Origin of the sequence: Variovorax trehalosi, from assembly GCF_051216415.1 — a bacterium.
Taxonomy (GTDB): domain Bacteria; phylum Pseudomonadota; class Gammaproteobacteria; order Burkholderiales; family Burkholderiaceae_C; genus Variovorax.
The window spans coordinates 412,947-435,107 of record NZ_JBPJZG010000001.1; the positions used below are offsets into that span (position 1 = coordinate 412,947).

Below are 22,161 nucleotides of genomic sequence, written 5' to 3' on the forward strand. Positions count from 1 at the left end.
CATGAAACCCACGGGCCGCGCCACCATCGCCGACGTCGCCGAAGCGGCCGGCGTTTCCAAAGCCACGGTCTCGCGCTTCCTCAACCACCGCGAACGGCTGCTGAGCCCCGACATCGCCGCGCGCGTCGAGGTCGCCATCGCCAAGCTGGCCTATTCGCCGAGCCCGATGGCGCAGGCGCTGAGCCACGGCCGTTCGCGGCTCATCGGCCTGATCGTGGCCGACATCACCAACCCGTATTCGGTGGCGGTGCTGCGCGGTGCCGAGAAGGCCTGCCAGGACGCCGGCTACCTCGTGATGCTGTTCAACCTCGGCAACGAAAGCGAACGCGAGCGCGAGGCCATCGATGCGCTCGCGGGCTACCAGGTCGACGGCTTCATCCTCAACACGCTCGGCCGCGGCAGCAACGTGGTCGATGCGGTCACGCTGCACGGCAAGCCCGCGGTGCTGGTCGACCGCCGGCACACGGGCATGCACACCGACTTCGTCTCGCTCGACAACCATGCGGCGATGCAGGCGACTTGCGGGCATCTGCTCGAAGGCGGGTATCGCGAACTGCTCTACGTCACAGAGCCGCAGAAGGGCGTGAGTTCGCGGCGCGAACGCACGGCCGCCTTCGGTGCCTGCGTGGCTGCGCACGAACCGCGCGTGGCGGGCGAGGTGTTCGAATCGGTCGAAGGTGAGAGCGATGCGCTCGATGCGGCACTGACCGCCTTGCGCAAGCGCGCCAAGCGCGGTCGCCGCGCCGCCGTGGTCGCGGGCAATGCCGTGGTCACGCTGCGCGTGGCGCAGGCCATGGCGCGCCTGGGCCTGCAGTTCGGCGACGACCTGGGCTTCGTCGGCTTCGACGATCCCGAATGGGCCTCGCTGATCGGTCCTGGCCTCAGCACTGTGGCGCAGCCCACCGATGCGATCGGCCGCACGGCCGCTACATGCCTGATCGAGCGGCTGCGTGGGCTGGACTCTGCACCGCGCCAACTGCTGCTCCCTGGAGAGCTGATGGTGCGAGGCTCTTCGCAGGCTCTCTAGCATCCTGCACCGCGCGGTCGAATGTGATCGGCCCGCGCATCCAGTCGGCCACGCGCTCGGCGATCATGATCGTCGGGGCATTGGTGTTGCCGCCGATCAGCGTCGGCATCACCGAGGCATCGACCACGCGCAGATTCTCGATGCCGTGCACGCGCAGTTGCGCGTCGACCACCGCCATCACATCCACGCCCATCTTGCAGGTGCCCACCGGGTGGTAGATGGTGTCGGCGCGCGAGCGGATATGGCGGGTGAGTTCTTCGTCGGTGTGCGCATCGGCCGTGTAGACCTCGCGGTGCCGGTACTTCTGCAGCGCCGGTGCGCGCAGGATCTCGCGCATCTTCTTCACGCCCTGCAGCAGCAATGCCATGTCTTCGGCGTTGGAGAGGAATTGCGGGTCGATGCGCGGCGCCGACAGCGGGTTCGCATCGTTCAGCCGCACGTCGCCCCGGCCCTTGGGGCGCAGCACGCACACATGGCATGAGAAGCCGAAACCCGCATGCAGCTTGCGCGCATGGTCGTCGGTGATCGCGATCACGAAATGCAGCTGCAGATCGGGCCGGCGCAACTCGGGCGACGACTTGATGAAGGCGCCGCCTTCGGCAAAGGGCGTCGCGATGAGGCCCTTGCCGCTCTTGCGCCACTCGAAGATCGCCTTCGTCAGCTTCAGCCCGGCTTTCACGCCGATGCCGAAGAGGTCGGTGTCCTTCGAGGTGTAGGCGAGGATGAAGTCGGTGTGGTCCTGCAGGTTCTGGCCGACGCCCGGCAGCGCATGCCGCACGGCGATGCCGTGGCGGCCCGCCTCGGCGGGGTCGCCGATGCCCGAGAGCATCAGCAACTGCGGCGAGTTGAAGGCGCCGCCACACAGCGCCACTTCACGATGCGCGCTGATGATCTCGGCGGTGCTGCCGCGCAGCACCTCCACACCGGTGGCGCGCTTGCCGTCGAGCACCACGCGCAGGGCTTGCGCGCCGGTCAGCACCGTGAGGTTGGGGCGCGTATTCATCACCGGGTGCAGGTACGCCGCGGCGGCCGAGCAACGCTCGCCGTTCTTCGCGCCGCCGTGGAACTGCGTGACCTGGTAGAGCCCCGCGCCTTCCTGCTCGACGCCGTTGAAATCGTCGTTGCGCGGAATGCCGCACTCCGCAGCCGCGCGCACGAAGTCTTCGGTGATCGGGCGCGGGCTCTGCTGCTCGGAGACCTGCAGCGGCCCGTCGGCGCCGTGCAGCGCGCTCTCGCCGCGCTCGTTGCCCTCGGCGCGCTTGAAGTACGGCAGCACCTCGTCGAACGACCAGCCCGTGCAGCCTGCGCGCGCCCAGTCGTCGTAGTCGTCGCGATGGCCGCGCACGTAGAGCATGGCGTTGATCGCGCTCGAGCCACCGAGGCAGCGCCCGCGCGGCTGGTAGCCGCGGCGTCCGTTCAGGCCGGGCTGCGGCACGGTCTGGTAGGCGTAGTTGTTGATGCGCGGTCGGCCCGGCAGCATCGCCACCGTGGCGGCCGGTGCCCGTACCAGGATGCCGCGGCCATCGCCGCCGGCTTCGATGAGGCAGACCGTCATGGCCGGGTCTTCGCTGAGGCGGGAGGCCAGCGTGGCGCCGCCGGAGCCTCCGCCCACGATCACGTAGTCGAATTCCATGGCTTGTCTCCGTAGTTGTTGTGTTCGGCCGCGGGAGCCTGAACTGTACGATGGCGGGATTCCAACGCGCAGGGCACCCCATGAAGAGCCGCATCATGTACATCGAGTCGAAGGCAGGCGGCTTGACGGGGCCAGCCCGCATCGGACGCGTGAAGTTCTCCAAGACCGGCGCAACGCTGTATTACGGAGACAAGGCCTTCCAGAGCTTGAAGGGCGATGGATTCAAGTCGAACTACTTCGATGTCGAGACGGGCGAGCACTACTGGATTTCGGGGCCACGCAAGGATGGGCCGGACGCGCTCTATGCAACGCACACGCGGCCCGTCGTCGACGAGGACGTGCAGGACGAATACTTCCTGAAGATCCGCGGCGTGGCCGTGCCGGGGCGGAAAGATCCGGAACCGAACCAGACAGCCTAGGCAGAAGGCCATGACTGCGTCCGGAGTGCGTTCCCGCTACGAAGCCGCAGTGAACGAACTCGCCCGGTCGGCATCGCAGATGCTCGCTGCGGGTACGGACGAAGAGCAGGTCGCCCGCTGGGTGGTGGCCGAGCGCAATCGCCTCAAGGAGGCCTACCGCGACCTCACGCCGCCCGATCTGCTGGTGCTCATCGAAGCCCGGACGATGCGGCAGTACGGCAACATCCTCGGCCCCTCGGTGGATCAGCTTCGGGCAGCCGGCAAGTCGTGGCGCGAGATCATCGATTCGGCGGCGCGGGCCGGCGCGCATGGCGATCCATCGACCGGGTTTTCCCTGCCGCAGCCGACAGGCGATTGACAGTTCGCGGAACCAAACTGGTGCGACCTGTCCATCCCGCAAGACAAGGAAGCCAACAACATGCAAGAGACAACACCTGCCATCTCCCGCCGCGGCCTGCTGCGCCTTTCCATCGGCGGCACCGCCATGGCTTCGCTGCCCGGCATCGGCTGGGCCGCCACGGGCACTGCTGCACCGGTCTTTGCCGACGGCCTGCCGCGCAGCCGGCCCGAGGCGCAGGGCATTTCGCCCGCCGCGATCCTCGCCTTCCTCGACGATGCCGAGCGCGGCGCCTTCGAGCTGCACAGCTTCATGCTGTGGCGCAATGGCCATGTGGTGGCCGAAGGCTGGTGGGACCCCTACAAGCCCGAGCGCCGGCACATGACGCACTCGCTCACCAAGAGCGTGACGGTGTGTGCCGTCGGCATGGCGATCGCCGACGGCAAGTTCGGCCTCGACGACAAGGTCGTCTCCTTCTTTTCCGAGCACCTGCCGCCCACGGTCAGTGCCAACCTCGCGGCGATGACGGTGCGCGACCTGCTCACGATGCGCACCGGCCACGAGTCGATGGTGTCGGGCTCGGTGTGGCGGCCGATCCGCACGAGCTGGATCGCGGAGTTCTTCAAGATCCCGGTGGTCCACACACCGGGCAGCAAGTTCGTCTACACGAGCGCGGCCACCTACATGCTGTCGGCCATCGTCACCAAGACCACGGGGCAGTCGACGGCTGACTACCTCAAGCCCCGCTTTTTCGATCCGCTGGGCATCACCGGCTACGAGTGGGATGTGGGACCCGAAGGCATCTCGCCCGGTGCCAACGGCCTGAGCTGGAAGACGGTCGATTCGCTCAAGCTCGGCATCCTGCATGCGCAGAACGGCCTGTGGAACGGCAAGCAGATCCTCACGAAGGAGTGGGTGGCGTCGGTGCACGAGCCGCACACGAAGGACCGCTATGGCTACCAGTGGTGGCTGGGCCAGCGCGGCGCCTACAACGCCGATGGATTGTTCGGCCAGTACTCGGTGGTGTTCCCCGAGCAGAACGCGGTGCTTGCGCTCAACTCGGCGCTGCCGCCGAAGGCGGGCTTCAACGCGGGCATTCTCTACAAGCACTTCCCTGCGGCGTTCGGCAACACGCTGCCGGCCAGCGAACGGGACTACGCGACGCTGAAGAACCGCACGCGCACGCTGCAACTGCTGCCGCCTGTGAAGGCGACGAGTTCGCCCGTGGCGGCAAATGTCTCGGGCGTGCGTTTCGACTTTCCCGAGAACGCGGAGAAGGTCAAGTCGATGCGCCTCGACTTCACGGGTGACACCTGCACCTTCACGATGGAAGACGACCGCGGCACGCACAAGGTGCAGGCGGGGTTGAAGAAGCCCTTCGAAGGCGACACCACCATCACTGGCAACAAGCTGCACCACGAGTACCAGCCCGACGTGATGCGCGTGGTGGCCAGCGGCGAGTGGCGCGACGCGCGCACCTTCGTCATGACCTGGACCTTCGTCGAGTCGGCCTTCCGCGACACGGTGGAGTGCCGCTTCTCGGGGCCCTACATGCGCTTCGATCGCAGTGTGAATGTCAATTCCAGCGCCACGGAACTGCCGACGCTCACGGGGACGCGCGCGAAGGCCTGAGCGCGCCCCCCGATCACCAGCCGTGGAAGCGGCCCCAGGGCTGCAACGCACCGTCTTCGCCCAGCGCCTGGTACTCGGGAAACTGCGCGCCAGTCGCGCATGCATGGTTGGGCAGGATGCGCAGGCGCGTGCCGATCGGAAAGCGCGTGGCGATATCCGTATCAGGCTCGCCTTCGCGCGACAGGATGCCGTGCTCCTGGTTCGCGCCGCTGAGCACGAAGCCATCGAGCACCGCGCCGTCCAGCCCGCAGACCTGGCCATAGCCGAAGTCGCGCTTCTGCTTCTGCGTGCCGCGGTCGCGGCTCATCGCCATCCAGCCCGCATCGACGATGGCCCAGCCTTTCTCGACCTGGTGGCCGATCACGGTGGTGAGCACGCTCAGCGCGATTTCGTCTGTGTCGCACACGCCGACGTTGCGCATCACGAGGTCGAAAAACACATAGACACCGGCCCGCACTTCCGTCACGCCGTCGAGTTGCTCGGCCATCAGCGCCGTGGGCGTGGAACCCACGCTGACGACGGCGCAGGGCAGGCCGGCATCGCGCAGCCGCTGTGCGGCGCGCACGCAGCCGGCGCGTTCCTGCTCGGCCATGGCCTTGAGCGCTTCGGGCGTGTCCAGGTCGTAACTGGAGCCGGCGTGCGTCATCACGCCGGCAAGGCGCATGCCGCCGTCGTGCAGCACGTGGGCAACTGCTAGCAGCACGTCGTCGTCGGGGCGGATGCCGGAGCGATGACCGTCGGTGTCGACTTCGATCAGCACCTCGAAGGCCTCGCCGTTCGCGCGGCCGAACTCGGCAATGGCGCGCGCCGAAGCCACGCCGTCCGTGATGATCGAAAGCGCGCAGCCGCGGCGGCGCAGCTCGAGCGCATGCGGCAGCCGGTGCGCCGCCATGCCCACGGCATAGAGGATGTCGGTGAAACCGGCGGCGAAGAACTGCTCGGCTTCCTTCAGCGTGGAAACGGTGATGCCCTGCGCACCCGCATCGCGCTGCGCACGCGTCACGTCGATGCACTTGCTGGTCTTCACATGCGGGCGGAAGCGCACGCCGAGCGCGTTCATGTGCGCCTGCATCCGCGCGATGTTGTGCTGCATGCGGGGCTGCTCGACGATGGCGGTGGGCGTGTCGATGGTGGCGAGGGTGAGGGCGTTCATGAGGGGGCGTCCGTTCAGGAAATCGAAGCAAAGGATTGGAGCCACGGCAGCGCGGGTGCGAGCGTCGAGGCTTGTTGCTCGGGCGGTGGCGCGCCATTCGGCAAGGCGAGCCCCACGCGGTTGTGCCAGAAGGTGCGCAGGCCCACGGCCGAGGTGCCGAACATGTCGTAGCCCGAGCCGGCGACGAAGGTGGCGTCGCTCGCCTGCACGCCCAGCCGGTCGAGCGCCATGCGGTAGGGGCGCGGGTCGGGCTTGTAGAAGCCGGCTTCTTCTGAAGTGACGACCACGTCCCAGTCGATGCCGAGCAATGCCGCCGCGCGATGGCCGAGCCGCTGCGAGCAGTTGGTGACCACCGCGAGCTGGCAGTGCGGCTTGAGCGCCTGCAACAACTCGCGTGCGCCGTCCCATGCGGGCAGCGTGTCCCAGTGGGCTTCGAGCGTATCCGGTGCGGTGTCGGCCATGCCGGTGTTGCGGGCGGCGTCTTTCACCAGTTGCTCGTAGGGCACGTAGGCGCCGCAGCCGTAGGTGAGCCGGAGGTATTCGGCGCGCCATGCGCGGCCTTTTTCTTCCGAGCCGGCGGCGGCGTTCCACACGGTCCAGGAGTCGAGGAGGGCGGTGAGCAGGTCGAAAAGCACGGCGCGTGGGTAGGCGCCAGCGGGGGCGATGGAGGCTTGCATGAGCACGGACTGTACGTTTCAAAGCCGTCGTTGTGCTTCAATGCGAACTCATCAATCGTTAAGTACAGATTAATGATCCAGATCGAGGACATGCAACTGGCGGCGGCCCTTCTGCGCGAGCCTTCGCTCAGCGCCGCGGCGCGTTCGCTGGCCGTCACGCCGCCCGCGCTGTCGATGCGGCTGCGCAAGCTCGAAGCCACGCTCGGCCTCTCGCTCGCCACCCGCACCGCGCGGCGGCTGAGCCTCACGGCCGAGGGCGAGCGCTTCGCTCGCGAGGCCGCGGCGCTGCTCGGGCAGATCGAGGGCCTGCGCGAATCGATGCAGCGCGACGACCGCCGGCTCACCGGCACGCTGCGCATCGCCGCGCCCTTCGGCTACGGTCGGCAGTACGTGGCGCCGATGCTCGCGCGCTTCGCCCGCCTGCATCCGGGCCTGCGCATCCAGTTCGACCTTCGCGAGACGCCATGGCCCGACCGGCACGATGCCGACGCGATCATCCATATCGGCACGGTGCGCGATTCGTCGTGGGTCGCGCGCACGTTGAGCACCAACGAGCGCTGGCTGTGCGCGAGCCCCGAGTACCTGCGTGTGCGCGGCACGCCCCGCGTTCCGCGCGACGTGATGGTGGGGCACGACTGCATCGTCATCCGTGAGAACGACGAAGACGTCACGCTGTGGCATGTGCGCCGCGCAGCAAAGCCGAAGGCGCAACGACGCGTCGGTGCGCGCGAAACACTGCGTATCGCGCCGGCTTTCGTCACCAACGACGGCAGCGTGGCCCGGCACTGGGCCGAGCAGGGCATGGGGCTGGTGCTGCGCTCCGAATGGGACGCGGCCGATGCGATCGCGCGAGGCTCGCTGGTGCGGGTGCTGAAGGACTGGGAATTCGACAGCGCACCGGTGGTGCTGCTGGTGCCGACCCGCAAGGGGCGGACGGCGCGCGTGCAGGCGTTGATCGAATTCCTGGAGGCGAGCTTCGGCAACTCGCCCTAGTTCACTGAACCCGGTCCCCGTCGCGCACCGACTCGACCGCGCCGTTATAGAACCGCACGATCCCGAGGAAGTTGCCCTGGCCGCGGTGGTAGGTCCAGTCTTCCATCGGGATGCATTGCTGGCTGATGATCTGCCGCGTCCCGCCGCCGCGTGCGCCCGGCGTGACGATCACTTCGACCTGGGGCCGGTTGACGCAGACGATGTCCTTCAGGACCGGCTCGCCGCACTTGTTGAGCACGGAGAACTTCGATTCGCCGACGCCTGCGAGAAAACCGCCGCAGCTGAGCGACTGCGCAGATGCGCCGCCCGGGTGCATGGCGGCGAACAGGAGCGCAGTCGAGGCGAGGGTGCGCAGGACGATGTTCATGGTTGTCGAAGGCTCGAAAAAAAGCCCCGGCCAGCGGGGCGCTTTCCTGCCGGATCAGCCGACTTCGGCGATCAGCTCGATCTCGACGCAGGCGCCCATCGGCACTTGCGCCACGCCGAAGGCGCTGCGCGCGTGCGCGCCCTTTTCGGGGCCGAAGACTTCGGCGAAGAACTCGCTCGCGCCGTTGGTCACCAGGTGCTGTTCGGTGAAGGTGCCGACCGAGTTCACGAGGCTCATCACCTTGACGATGCGCTTGACCTTGTTGAGGTCGCCCACGGCCGCGTGCAGCGTGCCCAGGAGGTCGATGGCGATGGCGCGTGCGGCCTGCTTGCCTTCCTCGGTGGTGATGTTCACGCCGAGCTGGCCGGCCCAGACCTTGCCGTCCTTCTTGGCGATGTGGCCCGACAGGAACACGAGGTTGCCGGTCTGCACGAAGGGCACGTAGGCGGCGGCGGGGGCCGAGACCGGGGGCAGGGTGATGCCGAGGCTGGAAAGTTTGTCGTAAACGCTCATGGAAGCTCCTTGTCTTGGGATGTCGATTGTGTCCGGCTTTGCGGCGCGAGCTGGATCACTTCCCCCACCGGCTGCACGGTCACCCCGACGCTCAGCGTATGCCTTGCGCCGCCATGGAGTACGCCGCGCATCGGCGAGACGTCGGAGTAGTCGCGGCCGATGGCCAGCGTGACGTAGTCCTCGCCCGGCTGGCGGCCGTTGGTGGGATCGAAATCGGCCCAGCCGCCGGCACCGTCGTCTTCGCCCGGCAGGTACACCGACACCCACGCATGCGAGGCATCGGCGCCCACCAGCCGCGGCTGGCCCGGCGGCGGCTGCGTGAGCAGGTAGCCGCTCACGTAGCGCGCGGGCAGGCCCAGCGTGCGGAAGCACGCGATCATGATGTGAGCGAAATCCTGGCACACGCCCTTGCGCTGGGCCAGCGCCTCGACGGCGGGGGTGTTGATCTCGGTGCTGTCGGCGTCGTAGTCGAAGTCGCGGTACATGCGCTCGGTGAGGTCCATCGCCACGTCGAAGGTGGAGCGCCCGGGCACGAAGCTCGCGCGTGCATAGGCGGCAAAGTCGTCGTGGCGCGGCACGTAGGGCGAGGGAAAGACGAACTCGGAGGCCGCATCGAAAGTGGCGTCCTTGCGGAAGCGGAAGCGCTCGCGCACGGTTTCCCAGGGGAGTTCGCGGGCGATGGCGCCCGAGAGCACCGGCACCGAGGTATCGACCACGCTCTCGGCCGTGACCACCAGCCGGTCGTGCGTGGCCTCGAGCGCGAAGAAGGCGCGGGTGTTGCCATACACGTCGGGCAGCTCGCCGCGCTGCGCCGGCGGCGGATCGATCGTGAGCAGGTGGCTCACGAGCCGCTGCGAACCGGTGGCGAGCGGCTTCAGGTGGGCCAGGTGCTGCGCCGTCTCGACCGGCGGTGCGTACTCGTAGCGGGTTTCGTGGGTGACGTGCAGCAGCATGGCGAAGCCGGTGAGTTACTTCGACGCGGCGCCGAAATGCGACGCGTAGATCTTCGCGTAGGTGCCGTCGGCCTTGATGTCCGCCAGGCCCTTGTCGATCTTCGCCAGGAGCTCGGCATTGCCCTTCTTCACCGCGATGCCGTACTGCTCGGACGGAAAGCCCGCATCGCTCACCGTCTTGAAGCCGCCACCAGCGTTGTTCGCGAGGTAGTGCGCCACCACGCCGTTGTCAGCGACCACGGCCTGCACGCCGCCGGCCTCGAGTTCCTTGAGCGCGAGCGGGGTCGATTCGAAGCGCTTGATGGCGGTGTTCGACTTGCCGAGCAGCTTGCCCACCACCTCGTCGCCGGTGGTGCCGTTCTGCACGCCGACCTTCAGCGTCTTGATGTCCTCGAACTTCGCGACGGGCGAATCGCTTTTCACCGCGATGAGCTGCCTGGCCTCGAAGTAGGGCTGCGAGAAGTCCATGGTCTGGCGGCGCTCGTCGGTGATGGTGATGGACGACACCAGCAGGTCGCGGTCGCCCTGGTCGAGCGAATTGAAGATCCCTTCCCACGGCGTGTTGACGAACTTCACCTCGATGCCGGCCTTCTGCGCGACGGCCTTCACCACGTCGATGTCGAAGCCAACGACCTCACCCTTTTCATTCTGCGATTCGAAGGGTGCGTAGGCAGCATCGGTGCCGACGACCAGCACGCGCGCTGCGGCGGGAGGCGGTGGTGCCGAGGCGGCCGCGGGCGCGGCGGCTTCCTGCTTGCCGCAGCCGGCCAGTGCGAGGCCGACCAGAAGTGCAGCGGCGGTCAGCGTGAAGCGGCGGTTGATGGCGATGCCTGACATGGAAATGCCTCCTTCGAAATATCGTTGTGGAATCGATCAGGCTCCAACGGAGCGCAGCGATTCGGATGTGAGCGTGAAGTAGCGCGTGCCGATGGCGTCCGACACATGGTAGGCCGCCGTCTCGCAGTTGGCGAGCAACTGGACCAGCGCGGGATAGTCCGCGTCCGGCCCGACGGCGCACAGGTGCTCGAGCGTCCATGTGGCCGGATCGGGCAGTTCGTACGACAGCGCGGTGAGCTTGCCGGGCGCACTGCCTGCGAGCCGGGCGATGCGCCCGCGCAGGGTCTGCGTGACCCAGGCCAGCGAGCGCGGGTTCTCCGCGTCGAGCACCAGCAGGTCGACCAGCGTGGCGACGTCGCGCCGCTGCTGGTAGCGCGCGTGGAAGGTGATGGTGCTGTCGAACAGCGCCACCATCGCCTCGAAGCCGCTGACCTCGTGCACCGCGCCGTTGTCGAAACCGACTTCGAGCGCATTCGACAAGAAGCCCAGCCGCTCGATGTGGCGGCCGATGGAGAGCAGTCGCCAGGCGTCGTCGCGCGTCATGCGGTCGGTCTGCGCGCCGGTCATGGCGGCCAGCGCGGTACTGGCGGATTCGAGCGCGCGCAACGCGGCGCTGGCGGCAAAGCTGCCTTCGCCGGCCTGCTCGGCAGCGCGGCGAAGGAAGTCGGCCTCGGCGCGCACGATCTGGTTCCAGTTGTCCTGCGAGAGCCGCTCGCGCACCGCGGCCGCCGCCTGCCGGATGCAGCGGAGGCTGTAGCCGACGCTGCCGCCCCCGTCGACGTCGCCGAGCTCGGCCACCAGGGCACGCTCGAACACCCGGCGCGACTGTGGCGCGCTCGGCGCCTCGGCGGGCACCAGCGCATTGCGCACGGCCATGCGGTGCAGCCATTCGAGCAGCGGGCGCGACGACTGGTCTTCGCCGCCCAGCAGGTTGAGCGTGAGGCGCGCCAGGCGCACCGCGTTCTCGGCGCGCTCGGTGTAGCGGCCAAGCCAGAACATGTTCTCCGCGGCGCGGCTGGTGACCGGCGCGCGATGGCGCGCCAGCGAGGCCGGCGTGGCGTGCGGCTGCAGCAGGGTGGTGCGATCGACCTCGCCATGCGTCTGCACCCACACGTCGGCACTGCTGCCGCCGCGCTGCATCGAGGCGATCTGCGCATCGGCGCCCGCGAGCCGCGCGAGGCCGCCTGGCAGCACGCGCCACGACTGCGCGCCGTCGCTCACTGCAAACACGCGCAACAGCGCCGCACGCGGCGCGATGTGGCCGGGGCCAAGGTCGCTGGCCCAGGTGGGCATCTGCGACAGCGGCAGGTAGCTCTGCACCGTGTGGGCGTCGCCCTCGCGCACGATGCGACCGGCCCACTCGTCGAGTTCGCGACGCCCCAGCTGGCTGCCGAGCACCGCGTCGAAACTCACGCGGCCGTCGATGCCGGGGTAGGTGGGCTTGATGAAGCAGTCGCCCAACTGCGGCAGCACCGCCTCGAGTGCGGCGCGCTCGCCGCACCACCAGGTGGGCAGCGCGGGCAGCTTGAGCTTCTCGCCGATCAGCCGACGCGCCAGGCCCGGCAGGAAGCCGAGCAGCGCGGGCGATTCGAGAAACGCCGAGCCCGGCATGTTGGCCACCAGCACGTTGCCGGCGCGAATCGCCTGCAGGAGGCCGGGCACGCCGAGCGTGGAATCGGGGCGCAGCTCCAGCGGGTCGAGGAACTGGTCGTCCAGCCGCTTGATGAGGCCGTGCACCGGGCGCAGGCCCTGCAGCGTCTTGAGGTAGAGCCGCTGGTCGCGCACCGTGAGATCACTGCCCTCGACCAGCGTCACGCCCAGGTAGCGCGCGAGGTACGCGTGCTCGAAGTAGGTTTCGTTGTAAGGGCCGGGCGTGAGCAGCGCGATGTGGGGCGGCACGCCGGCCGGGCACATGCGCTGCAGTCCGTCCATCATGGCGCTGTAGGTGGCGGCCAGGCGCTGAACATGCAGGGCCTCGAAGGCCTGTGGAAACTGTCGCGTGATGGCCAGCCGGTTCTCCAGCAGGTAGCCCAGGCCCGAAGGCGCCTGGGTGCGCTGCGACACCACCCACCAATTGCCGTCGGGGCCGCGCGCGAGGTCGAAGGCTGCGATGTGCAGCCAGGTGTCGCCCGGCGGCTTCACGCCGTGCAGCGCGCGCAGGTAGCCCGGATGGCCGCGCACCAGCGCCGGCGGAATGAGCCCTTCGCTCAGCAACTGCTGCGGGCCGTAGACGTCGGCCATCACCCGGTCGAGCACGCGCACGCGCTGCAGCACGCCGGCCTCGATCTGGCTCCAGCTCTCGGGCGAGACGATCAGCGGGAACAGGTCGAGCGACCAGGGCCGCTGCGGACCGTTGGTGGCATCGGCGTAGACGTTGTAGGTGACGCCGTTGTCGCGGATCTGCCGCTCGAGGCTGACCGCGCGGCGCGGCAGGTCGTTGAAGCCGCCGGGGCCGAGCTGGTCGAAGAAGGCGTTCCAGGCGGGGGTGAGCGGCGGGGTGTCGCCGGAAGCCGCCGGTTGCTGCGACTGCGATTGGCTCTGGGACTGCGATGCGGAAGATTGGGATTGCGATTGCGTGGCTGCCGGGCGTTCTGCTGCCGCGTCGTGCAGCAGCGGGGCACTTGCGGCCGGGGCCGTACCCGGAGGCCCGGGCCGAACAGGCGCCGCCGGCCTGGCCTCGCCGCGCAATTCATCGAAGTGGCCGGGCAGCGCGGCCGGTGCGAGCGCCGACGCCAGGGCCGCTGGAAACTCCAGGGCCTGGGCGTCGAACAGGGATTCGTTCAAAGGTTCCACAGGGGGTGGATTGTCACACCGCCGTCACGGGCCGGCCGTTCGGGCAGTGTGCTAAATGGCCCCTTATCGCCGCAGATCGAGGGTGAACGGGAATTCGCGGCTGCCCGGAAGCTCGATGGTGGCCGGCGGCGTGCGCATCAGGCCGGGCGTGTGGCCCATGCGCGTGAAGCGCGAATGGCGGCGGCTCTCGGCCTCGTAGGCGTTGACCGGGAAGCTGTCGTAGTTGCGTCCGCCCGGGTGGGCCACGAAGTACTGGCAGCCGCCCAGCGAGCGCTTCATCCAGGTGTCGACGAGGTCGAAGGTCAGCGGCGCATGGGCGCCGATGCTCGGGTGCAGCGCCGAAGGCGGATTCCACGCCTTGTAGCGCACGCCTGCGACGAATTCTCCGGTCACGCCCGTGGGTTGCAACGGCAGCACCTTGCCGTTGACGGTGACGACATGGCGGCTCTCGTTGAGACCTGTCACGCGCACCTCGATGCGTTCGAGCGACGAATCGACATAGCGCACCGTGCCGCCCGCCGAGCCTTCCTCGCCCATCACGTGCCACGGTTCGAGCGCGTTGCGCAGCGACAGCTCCACGCCCATCGCCTGCATTTGCCCCACGAGCGGGAAGCGGAACTCGAAGTGCGGCGCGAACCAGTCGGGATCGAAGGCGAAGCCGGCCTGGCGCATCTCGCTGATGACGTCGTCGAAGTCCATCTTCACGAAGGTCGGCAGCAAGAAGCGGTCGTGCAGTTCGGTGCCCCAGCGGGTGACGGGCGCCTTGTAGGGCTCGTCCCAGAAGCGGGCGACCAACGCGCGGATCAATAGCTGCTGCGCGATGCTCATGCGCGCATGCGGCGGCATCTCAAAGGCGCGCAGCTCCAGCAGGCCGAGGCGGCCGGTGCTCGAGTCGGGCGAATACAGCTTGTCGATGCAGAACTCGCTGCGGTGCGTGTTGCCCGATACGTCGATCAGGATGTTGCGCAGCGTGCGGTCGACCAGCCACGCGGGCATGTTCTGGCCGTAGATCTCGCGGTTCTTCGCGATTTCCTTGAGGGCAATTTCGAGCTCGTAGACCTGGTCGTTGCGCGCCTCGTCCACGCGCGGCGCCTGGCTCGTCGGGCCGATGAACATGCCCGAGAACAGGTAGCTCAGCGACGGATGGTTGTGCCAATACAGCAAGAGGCTCGCGAGCAGCTCGGGCCGGCGCAGGAAGGGGCTGTCCGCCGGCGTCGCGCCGCCCATCACGAAGTGGTTGCCGCCGCCGGTGCCGGTGTGGCGGCCGTCGGTCATGAACTTCTCGGCCGACAGGCGCGTCTCGAACGCGGCGTTGTAGAGGAACTCGGTGTGCGCGACCAGTTCCTTCCAGTTGTGGGCCGGGTGGATGTTGACCTCGATCACGCCCGGGTCGGGCGTGACGGCCAGCATCTTCAGGCGCGGATCGCGCGGCGGCGGATAGCCTTCCATCACGATGCGCATGTCCAGTTCGCGCGCGGTGGCTTCAACGGCGGCGACGAGGTCCAGGTAGTCCTCCAGGCGTGCGAGCGGCGGCATGAAGACGTAGAGCACGCCCGAGGCGCTGCCCTTCTTCTCGGCCGACGGGCCGTTGGCGCGGCGCGGGTCGCGCACCTCGACGCACAGCGCGGTGCGCGTGACCCAGTGGGCCGATTCGCCGCGAAGCGGCTGGCGGGTGGCGGGCGTGGCGCTGGCGTCGTCGGCGGCACGCGCGGCCGCCGCTGCGTCGCTGCTGGCCGCATCGCCAGGGCTCTGCATGCGCAGCGATGCGGGCACCACGGGCGGTGTGCCGAAGGTGTAGGGCACGTCGCCGAGGCTGGCGCCGCCAGCACCGGGGGCACCGGCAGCACCGGCGACGCCGGGGGCACCCGTGCTGTAGCGCGCACGGTAGTCGGCCGCGCTCGGCAACGCGCCGCGCGGTGCGGTCGGGTCGCGCTCGATCAGGTAGGGGTAGTCGCCCTTGCTGGCCCACGGCTGCGAGTCGAGCGGCAGGCGGTAGCCCATCGGCGAATCGCCTGGAATGAGATAGAGCCGGTCATCGCGCAGGAACCACGGGCCGGTCTTCCAGCCGGGGCCGGCGAGTGCCGGCGCATCGGCGTTCGCATTGCCCGGCTCGATGGGCAGCATGTAGCCGATCACCGCATCGAGCTTCTGCGTGAACACGCGGCGCAGGCGCACGCGTTCGAGCTCGTCATCGAGCTTCGATTCGAAGGGGTCCACGTTCACCGGCAGGCGGCGTTCGCGCCAGAGGTAGTAGTAGGTGTCCTCGTAGCCGGGCTGGATGTAGCGCTCGGTCAGCCCGAGGTTGCCGGCCAGCGTGGTGGTGAAGCGGCGCGCGTCCTCGCTCGTGTAGTGCGTGGGAAAGCGCTCGTCGGCGAAGAGGGCCGGGTCGTGCCACAGCGTCTGGCCGTCGGCGCGCCAGAAGATCGACAGCGCCCAGCGCGGCAGCTGTTCGCCCGGGTACCACTTGCCCTGGCCGAAATGCAGGAAGCCGCCGTTGCCGTATTCGGCGCGCAGCTTGTGGACGAGTTCGGTGGCGTAGCCGCGTTTCGTGGGGCCGAGCGCGTCGGTGTTCCACTCGGGCGCATCGCGATCACTGGTGGCCACGTAGGTGGGCTCCCCGCCCATCGTGAGGCGCACGTCGCCGGCCTTCAGGCGCGCATCGACCGCATCGCCGAGCGAGAGCACTTCGGCCCATTGCTCTTCGGTGTAGGGCTTGGTGACGCGCGGCGATTCATAGATGCGCGTGACCTTCATCTCGTGGCCGAACTCGACCTCGGATTCATCGACACCGCCTTCGATGGGCGCCGCGCTCGACGGCGTGGGCGTGCAGGCGAGCGGGATGTGGCCTTCGCCGGCCATGAGGCCCGAGGTGGCATCGAGCCCGATCCAGCCGGCGCCCGGCAGGAACACCTCGCACCAGGCGTGCAGGTCGGTGAAGTCGACCGTGGTGCCGCTCGGGCCGTCGAGGGCCTTCACGTCGGGCGTGAGCTGGATCAGGTAGCCCGAGACGAAGCGCGCGGCCAGGCCCATGTGGCGCAGCAGCTGCACGAGCAGCCAGCCCGAGTCGCGGCACGAGCCGCTGCCGTTGGTGAGCGTTTCTTCCGGCGTCTGCACGCCGGGCTCCATGCGGATCAGGTAGTTGACGTCCTGCTGCACCTGCTGGTTCAGGCCCACCAGGAAGTCGATGGTGCGCTGTTCCTTGCGGTCGATCTTGTCGAGGTAGGCCTCCACCAGCGGCGTCACCGGATCGGCCACGAGGTAGGGCGCGAGCTCCTCGGCCTGCGAGGCGGTGTACTTGAACGGAAAGTTCTCGGCCTGCGGCTCGAGAAAGAAGTCGAAGGGGTTGTAGACCGCCATCTCGACCACGAGGTCGACGGTGACCTTGAATTCGCGCGTCTTCTCGGGAAACACCAGCCGCGCCTGGTAGTTCGCGAACGGGTCCTGCATCCAGTTGACGAAGTGCTCGGCCGGCTCGACCGTCAGCGAGTACGAGATCACATTGCTGCGGCAATGCGGCGCGGGCCGCAGGCGCACGACCTGCGGGCCCAACTGCACCAGGCGGTCGTATTTGTAGTGAGTGACGTGGTGGAGTGCGGCGTGAATGGACATGCGTTTTTGTGTGCAGTACTGCGAGATTGCATCGAAAAGATGTCTCTTGTGAGACGCATACTAGCCGAGATAACAAGCAATTAACGCGCCATCGAGCGCGGGTTCGGGGAGGGTTTGCATCATGTGTCGTGAGGTTGTGTGCTGACGCCGTCGCGTGCGTCCGGCAGGGGCGGGTCGTGGGCGTTTGCCGCGCTAGGGGGAACGGTGATCGGTGCGGCGCTGCAGCTGCACCAGCCGGCGTTATGGACCGCGGGTGTCTACGTGGCGCTGCTGTTTGTAGCCGCAGCGGGGCTGTGGTGGCGGCGTGCTTTCGGGCGGTTGCTGCTGGTCGCGGCGTTGATGTGCGGTGCCCTGGCCGGTGCCGGCCTTGCGGGTTGGCGTGCCGTGGCCTATGCGGATGGCGCGCTCGATCCAACACTCGAAGGGCGCGACCTGCGGGTGACCGGCGTGGTGTCGCAGATGCCGCAGCGCAACGAGACTGGAACGCGGTTTCATCTCGATGTCGAATCCACCCGATGGGCCGATGCGCGCAACGACGCGCCCCCGACCATGCCCTCGCGCATCGCGCTGGGCTGGTATGGCGAAAACACCGGTCTGTGGGGGCGTGCCGTCGAGGGGCGGGCATCTGCCTCTGCTGTCGTCGGCGAACTGCACGCCGGCGAACGATGGCAATTGACGGTGCGGCTCAGGGCGCCGCATGGCAATCTCAATCCGCATGGCTTCGACAGCGAGCTCTGGCTGTGGGAGCAGGGCGTGCATGCCAATGGCTATGTGCGAACCGGCGCGCGCGATGCCGCGCCGGTGCATGTGGCGAACACATGGCGACACCCCATCGAACGCGCACGGGAAGCGGTGCGCGACGCGGTCTTCGAGCGTGTGGACGATCGCCGCCGGGCCGGCGTGATCGCCGCGCTGGTCACAGGGGACCAAGGCGCCATCGACCGGGCCGGATGGGATGTGTTCAGGGCGACGGGCGTGGCGCACCTGATGTCGATCTCGGGCCTTCACATCACCATGTTCGCCTGGCTCGCGGCGCACGTCGTCGGCGCGCTGTGGCGGCGCAGCGGCCGGCTGATGCTGCGGCTTCCCGCGCCGCAGGCGGCACTGATCGGCGGCGTGCTGCTTGCCACGCTCTATGCCCTCTTCAGCGGCTGGGGCGTGCCCGCGCAGCGCACCGTGTGGATGCTCGTCACTGTCGCCTTGTTGCGCCTCACCGGCCGGCGCTGGCCGTGGCCGCATGTCTGGCTGCTGACCGCCGCGGTGGTGGTGGCGGTCGATCCCTGGGCCCTGATGCAGGCGGGCTTCTGGCTCAGCTTCATCGCAGTGGGCGTGTTGTTCGCCACCGATTCGACGGACGCGGGCGAGAGAAAGCCGACCGCCGCGAACCGGCTGTTCCTGTTCTTCCGCGAGCAATGGGTGATCACGCTCGCGCTCACGCCGCTGAGTCTGCTGCTGTTCCAGCAGGTGTCGCTGGTCGGCCTGCTGGCCAACGCCATCGCGATCCCGTGGGTGACTCTCGTGGTCACGCCGCTTGCCATGCTGGGTGCGATCGTGGCGCCGTTGTGGGACGTCGCGGCCTGGGCGGTGCAGGCGCTCTCCGTCCTGCTGCAATGGTTGGCCGGGCTGCCTTTCGCCACGCTCTCGATGGCTGCGCCGCCGTGGTGGATGGCCGCTTGCGGCGTCGCGGGCGGCGCATTGCTCGCCATGCGGTTGCCGTGGTCGATGCGCGCGCTCGGCCTGCCGCTGCTGCTGCCCGTGCTGTTGTGGCAGATGCCGCGGCCCTCTGCCGGGGAATTCGAACTGCTCGCGGCCGACATCGGGCAGGGCAACGCGGTGCTGGTCCGCACGGCCACGCACAGCCTGCTCTACGACACGGGGCCGCGCTACAGCCTCGAGAGCGACGCCGGCCATCGCGTGCTCGTGCCGCTGCTGCGCGCCTTCGATGAACGGCTCGACATGCTGGTGCTGAGCCACCGCGACACCGACCACACAGGCGGAGCACCCGCGGTGCTCGCGATGCAGCCGCAGGCCGCGCTGCTCAGCTCCATCGAAGCCACCCATCCGCTGCAGGCGCTGCGCCCGGCGCAGCGGTGCGAAGCAGGCCAGCGCTGGACCTGGGACGGCGTGAGTTTCGAGGTGCTGCATCCCTTCGATACCGACTACCGCAGCTTCACCAGGCCCAATGCCGTCTCGTGCGTGCTGCGCATCGGCAACGGCCGTGCGACGGCGCTGCTGGCCGGCGACATCGAGCGGCTGCAAGAGGCTGCGCTGGTCGCGCGAACAGCCGAGGAGCACCTGCGGGCCGACGTGCTGCTGGTGCCTCATCACGGCAGCAAGACGTCGTCGAGCGAGGCGCTGCTCGATGCGGTGCGCCCGCGTATCGGGCTGGTCCAGGCGGGCTACCGCAACCGCTTCGGGCATCCCGCCGGGGAGGTGGTCGCGCGCTACATGGAGCGGGGCGTGCGGCTGGTGGAAAGCGCGCGCTGCGGCGCGGCGCACTGGACCAGCAAGCGGCCCGCCGAACTGGCCTGCGAGCGCGAGCGCCGCGCCCGTTACTGGCATCACCGCATGCCCTGAAACATGGGGACGCGCCGCTCGTGCCGCACCGGGGAACTCTCCAAAACTGTGAATAAATTGTTAAACAAGAGGTTGAAGACCGGTTGCCACGTCACGCAAGGTGGCGCCTGATGCGTTGTACCGTCCTGAAACAACACACGGGGGCGTCATGCACGGCAGAGACAAGCTTCAGCGCAGGTTCCCTGGCAGGCGGACGTCATGACGTCCGCGGCCGTGCCTGCCATCACCAGCGCCGGGACGGCTTCTTCCGCCTCCGCCGCAAAACTCCAGATGCACCGCGAGGGGGCGGTGCTGGTGCTGACCATCAGCAATCCCGCGGCGCGCAACACCGTCAATCCATCGATCTACCGCACGGCCGCCAAGGCGATACGCGCAGCTTCCCGCTTTCGCACCGTGCGTGCCATCGTGCTGACCGGGGAGGGCGAGCATTTCTGCGTCGGCGGCGACCTGCGGCGGCTCGTGAGGCAGCGCAAGCTCCCGCAGTCGGAGCAACTGGCACATTCCGACGCCCTGAACGAATGGGTCATGGCGATGCAGGAGGCGCCCCAGCCCGTGATTGCCGCGGTGGAAGGCACGGCGGCGGGCAGCGGCTTTTCGCTCTGCCTGGCCTGCGACCTGATCGTTGCGGCCGAGGATGCGGAATTCGTGATGTCCAACGTCAACTTCGGCCTGTCGATCGACGGGGGCGGCACCGATTCGCTGGCTCGCTCGCTGCCGCCGCAGGCAGTGATCGAGATCCTGCTGGGCGGCACGGTCCACCACGCCCGCCGGCTCCACGACTGGGGCGTGGTGAACCGGATCGTGCCGCGCGGAACCGCGTACGCCGTTGCGCTCGCCTGGGCGCAGAAGCTCGCGCAGGGCCCGTTCGACGTGCAGGCGCGCATCAAGGAGCTGGTCCATTCGGCGCGCGGGCGCAGCCGCCGCGAACAGCTCGATGCCGAGCGTGGCGTGCTCGTCGAGAGTCTCTACAGCGACGAAAGCGGCAAGCGGATCAAGGAATTCCTCGCGGCCCGCAAGAAGCGGTAGCGGGGGAGCGGCCATTTACAAGCCTTCCGGCGATGCATAAGGGGTTCTACTGGCCCTGAACTTGCTAAGCTATGGCTCAAGGAGATTGGTCGTTCCATGCACAAATTCGATGAGATGTATGAGCAGTTGCCCTATACGGGGGCTGCAATCCGACAGCACTACAAGCGCTACGACCAATGGCTCGCGAAGCAACCCGGTGAGGTGATGCGATCGCGGCGCGAAGAGGCGGAAATGATTTTTCGCCGGGTCGGCATCACCTTCGCGGTGTATGGCGCCAAGGATGAGGACGGCTCGGGTACCGAGCGGCTCATTCCGTTCGACCTGTTGCCCCGCATCATTCCCGCCCACGAGTGGGACAGCATGGAAAAGGGGCTGGTGCAGCGGGTCACCGCGCTCAACCGCTTCCTGCATGACGTCTACCACGACCAGGAAATCATCAAGGCCGGCATCATCCCGGCCGAGCAGATACTGAACAACGCGCAGTTCCGCCCCGAGATGATGGGCGTCACCGTGCCGCACAACGTCTACTCCAACATCTCCGGCATCGACATCGTCCGCGCCCCCGATGCCGACGGCAACGGCGAGTACTACGTGCTCGAAGACAACCTGCGGGTGCCCAGCGGCGTGAGCTACATGCTGGAGAACCGCAAGATGATGATGCGGCTCTTCCCGGAGCTGTTCAACCAGAACCGCATTGCGCCGGTCGCGCACTACCCCGACCTGCTGCTGGAAACCCTGCGCGCCAGCGCGCCGCCAGCCACGGCCGAGCCCACGGTGGTGGTGCTCACGCCCGGCATGTACAACAGCGCCTACTTCGAGCACGCCTTCCTCGCGCAGCAGATGGGCATCGAGCTGGTCGAGGGGCAGGACCTGTTCGTCAAGGACGACTTCGTCTACATGCGGACCACGCGCGGACCGCGGCGCGTCGACGTGATCTACCGCCGCGTCGATGACGACTTCCTCGACCCCGACGTGTTCCGCCCGACCTCCACGCTCGGCACGGCGGGCCTCATGCGCGCCTACCGTGCGGGCAACGTCGTGATCTGCAATGCGGTGGGCACCGGCGTGGCCGACGACAAGTCGATCTACCCGTACGTGCCCAAGATGATCGAGTTCTACCTCGGCGAAAAGCCGATCCTGAAGAACGTGCCCACCTACATGTGCCGCAACAAGGACGAGCTGCAGTACACGCTCGACAACATGAAGGACCTGGTCGTGAAGGAAGTGCACGGGGCAGGCGGCTACGGCATGCTGATCGGCCCGGCCGCCACGCAGGCCGAGATCGAGGACTTCAAGAAGGCCGTGATCGCCAAGCCCGACGGCTACATCGCCCAGCCCACGCTGAGCCTGTCGACCTCGCCGACCTTCGTCGATGCCGGCATCGCGCCGCGCCACATCGACCTGCGCCCGTTCGTGCTCTCGGGCAAGGAGGTGCAGATGGTGCCCGGCGGCCTCACGCGCGTGGCGCTGAAAGAGGGTTCGCTGGTGGTCAACTCGTCGCAGGGCGGCGGCACCAAGGACACCTGGATTCTCGAAGCCGACCGCACGCCCAAGCCCAAGGCGGCCACGCAGTCACAAAGCCAATCGTCATCGGTCTGAGTGCAGGCACCAAGGA

General features: G+C 68.1%; 17 protein-coding genes. 8 read left to right on the forward strand and 9 right to left on the reverse strand.

Annotated features, from left to right (window positions below):
• Position 1 precedes the first annotated feature (1 nt).
• Positions 2–1,027 (forward strand): LacI family DNA-binding transcriptional regulator, encoded by a 1,026-nt coding sequence (locus tag ACSFA7_RS02010; protein ID WP_435497829.1) that lies wholly within the window; start codon positions 2–4, stop codon positions 1,025–1,027.
• On the opposite strand, the gene ACSFA7_RS02015 is transcribed toward ACSFA7_RS02010, so the two are convergent.
• Entirely contained in the window at positions 927–2,660 is a 1,734-nt protein-coding gene (locus ACSFA7_RS02015; RefSeq protein WP_435497830.1) for a GMC family oxidoreductase, read from the reverse strand. The two genes, ACSFA7_RS02010 and ACSFA7_RS02015, sit on opposite strands and share 101 nt — an antisense overlap.
• Before the next feature lie 80 nt (positions 2,661–2,740).
• On the opposite strand from ACSFA7_RS02015, the gene ACSFA7_RS02020 reads away from it, so the two are divergent.
• The 3 genes from ACSFA7_RS02020 to ACSFA7_RS02030 are packed head-to-tail and all read left to right on the forward strand — an operon-like array spanning position 2,741 to position 5,048.
• Entirely contained in the window at positions 2,741–3,079 is a 339-nt protein-coding gene (locus tag ACSFA7_RS02020) for a 1-deoxy-D-xylulose-5-phosphate synthase (protein WP_435497831.1), read from the forward strand.
• A gap of 10 nt (positions 3,080–3,089) precedes the next feature.
• Positions 3,090–3,437, forward strand: a complete 348-nt coding sequence (locus ACSFA7_RS02025; protein WP_435497832.1) for a hemagglutinin — start codon at positions 3,090–3,092, stop codon at positions 3,435–3,437.
• Positions 3,438–3,497: 60 nt separating this feature from the next.
• On the forward strand, positions 3,498–5,048 hold the full coding sequence (locus ACSFA7_RS02030; protein WP_435497833.1) for a serine hydrolase domain-containing protein: 1,551 nt from the start codon (positions 3,498–3,500) through the stop codon (positions 5,046–5,048).
• A gap of 13 nt (positions 5,049–5,061) precedes the next feature.
• Here ACSFA7_RS02030 and ACSFA7_RS02035 read toward each other — a convergent pair whose 3' ends face one another.
• Positions 5,062–6,201, reverse strand: a complete 1,140-nt coding sequence (locus tag ACSFA7_RS02035; RefSeq protein WP_435497834.1) for a DSD1 family PLP-dependent enzyme — start codon at positions 6,199–6,201, stop codon at positions 5,062–5,064.
• Positions 6,202–6,215: 14 nt separating this feature from the next.
• Positions 6,216–6,878: an HAD family hydrolase gene (locus ACSFA7_RS02040; protein WP_435497835.1), complete on the reverse strand. Its 663-nt coding sequence runs from the start codon at positions 6,876–6,878 to the stop codon at positions 6,216–6,218.
• 72 nt (positions 6,879–6,950) lie between these two features.
• Here ACSFA7_RS02040 and ACSFA7_RS02045 point away from each other — a divergent pair, with 72 nt between their 5' ends.
• The gene (locus tag ACSFA7_RS02045; protein WP_435497836.1) at positions 6,951–7,871 is read left to right on the forward strand and encodes a LysR family transcriptional regulator; all 921 of its coding nucleotides are present in this window, start codon (positions 6,951–6,953) and stop codon (positions 7,869–7,871) included.
• 1 nt (position 7,872) lies between these two features.
• On the opposite strand, the gene ACSFA7_RS02050 is transcribed toward ACSFA7_RS02045, so the two are convergent.
• From ACSFA7_RS02050 to ACSFA7_RS02075, 6 genes are all read right to left on the reverse strand, one after another.
• Positions 7,873–8,238 carry a DUF2845 domain-containing protein gene (locus ACSFA7_RS02050; RefSeq protein WP_435497837.1) on the reverse strand — a complete coding sequence of 122 codons (366 nt, stop codon included), beginning with the start codon at positions 8,236–8,238 and terminating at the stop codon, positions 7,873–7,875.
• A 54-nt stretch (positions 8,239–8,292) separates the two neighbouring features.
• A complete protein-coding gene (locus ACSFA7_RS02055; RefSeq protein WP_042580499.1) occupies positions 8,293–8,751 on the reverse strand; it encodes a RidA family protein in 459 nt (152 codons plus the stop codon).
• Positions 8,748–9,704: a transglutaminase family protein gene (locus tag ACSFA7_RS02060; RefSeq protein ID WP_435497838.1), complete on the reverse strand. Its 957-nt coding sequence runs from the start codon at positions 9,702–9,704 to the stop codon at positions 8,748–8,750. The genes ACSFA7_RS02055 and ACSFA7_RS02060 overlap by 4 nt, the downstream gene beginning before the upstream one ends.
• Positions 9,705–9,719: 15 nt before the next feature.
• Positions 9,720–10,541 (reverse strand): basic amino acid ABC transporter substrate-binding protein, encoded by an 822-nt coding sequence (locus tag ACSFA7_RS02065; RefSeq protein WP_435497839.1) that lies wholly within the window; start codon positions 10,539–10,541, stop codon positions 9,720–9,722.
• 36 nt (positions 10,542–10,577) lie between these two features.
• Positions 10,578–13,334: a circularly permuted type 2 ATP-grasp protein gene (locus tag ACSFA7_RS02070; RefSeq protein WP_435497840.1), complete on the reverse strand. Its 2,757-nt coding sequence runs from the start codon at positions 13,332–13,334 to the stop codon at positions 10,578–10,580.
• 63 nt (positions 13,335–13,397) lie between these two features.
• The gene (locus ACSFA7_RS02075) at positions 13,398–16,943 is read right to left on the reverse strand and encodes a transglutaminase family protein (RefSeq protein WP_435497841.1); all 3,546 of its coding nucleotides are present in this window, start codon (positions 16,941–16,943) and stop codon (positions 13,398–13,400) included.
• Positions 16,944–17,084: 141 nt separating this feature from the next.
• Here ACSFA7_RS02075 and ACSFA7_RS02080 point away from each other — a divergent pair, with 141 nt between their 5' ends.
• From ACSFA7_RS02080 to ACSFA7_RS02090, 3 genes are all read left to right on the forward strand, one after another.
• The gene (locus ACSFA7_RS02080) at positions 17,085–19,520 is read left to right on the forward strand and encodes a DNA internalization-related competence protein ComEC/Rec2 (RefSeq protein WP_435498875.1); all 2,436 of its coding nucleotides are present in this window, start codon (positions 17,085–17,087) and stop codon (positions 19,518–19,520) included.
• 198 nt (positions 19,521–19,718) lie between these two features.
• Complete coding sequence (locus ACSFA7_RS02085) at positions 19,719–20,546, forward strand: oxepin-CoA hydrolase, alternative type (protein ID WP_435497842.1); 828 nt, start codon at positions 19,719–19,721, stop codon at positions 20,544–20,546.
• Between the two features lie 96 nt (positions 20,547–20,642).
• A complete protein-coding gene (locus ACSFA7_RS02090; protein WP_435497843.1) occupies positions 20,643–22,145 on the forward strand; it encodes a circularly permuted type 2 ATP-grasp protein in 1,503 nt (500 codons plus the stop codon).
• Positions 22,146–22,161: the final 16 nt, after the last annotated feature.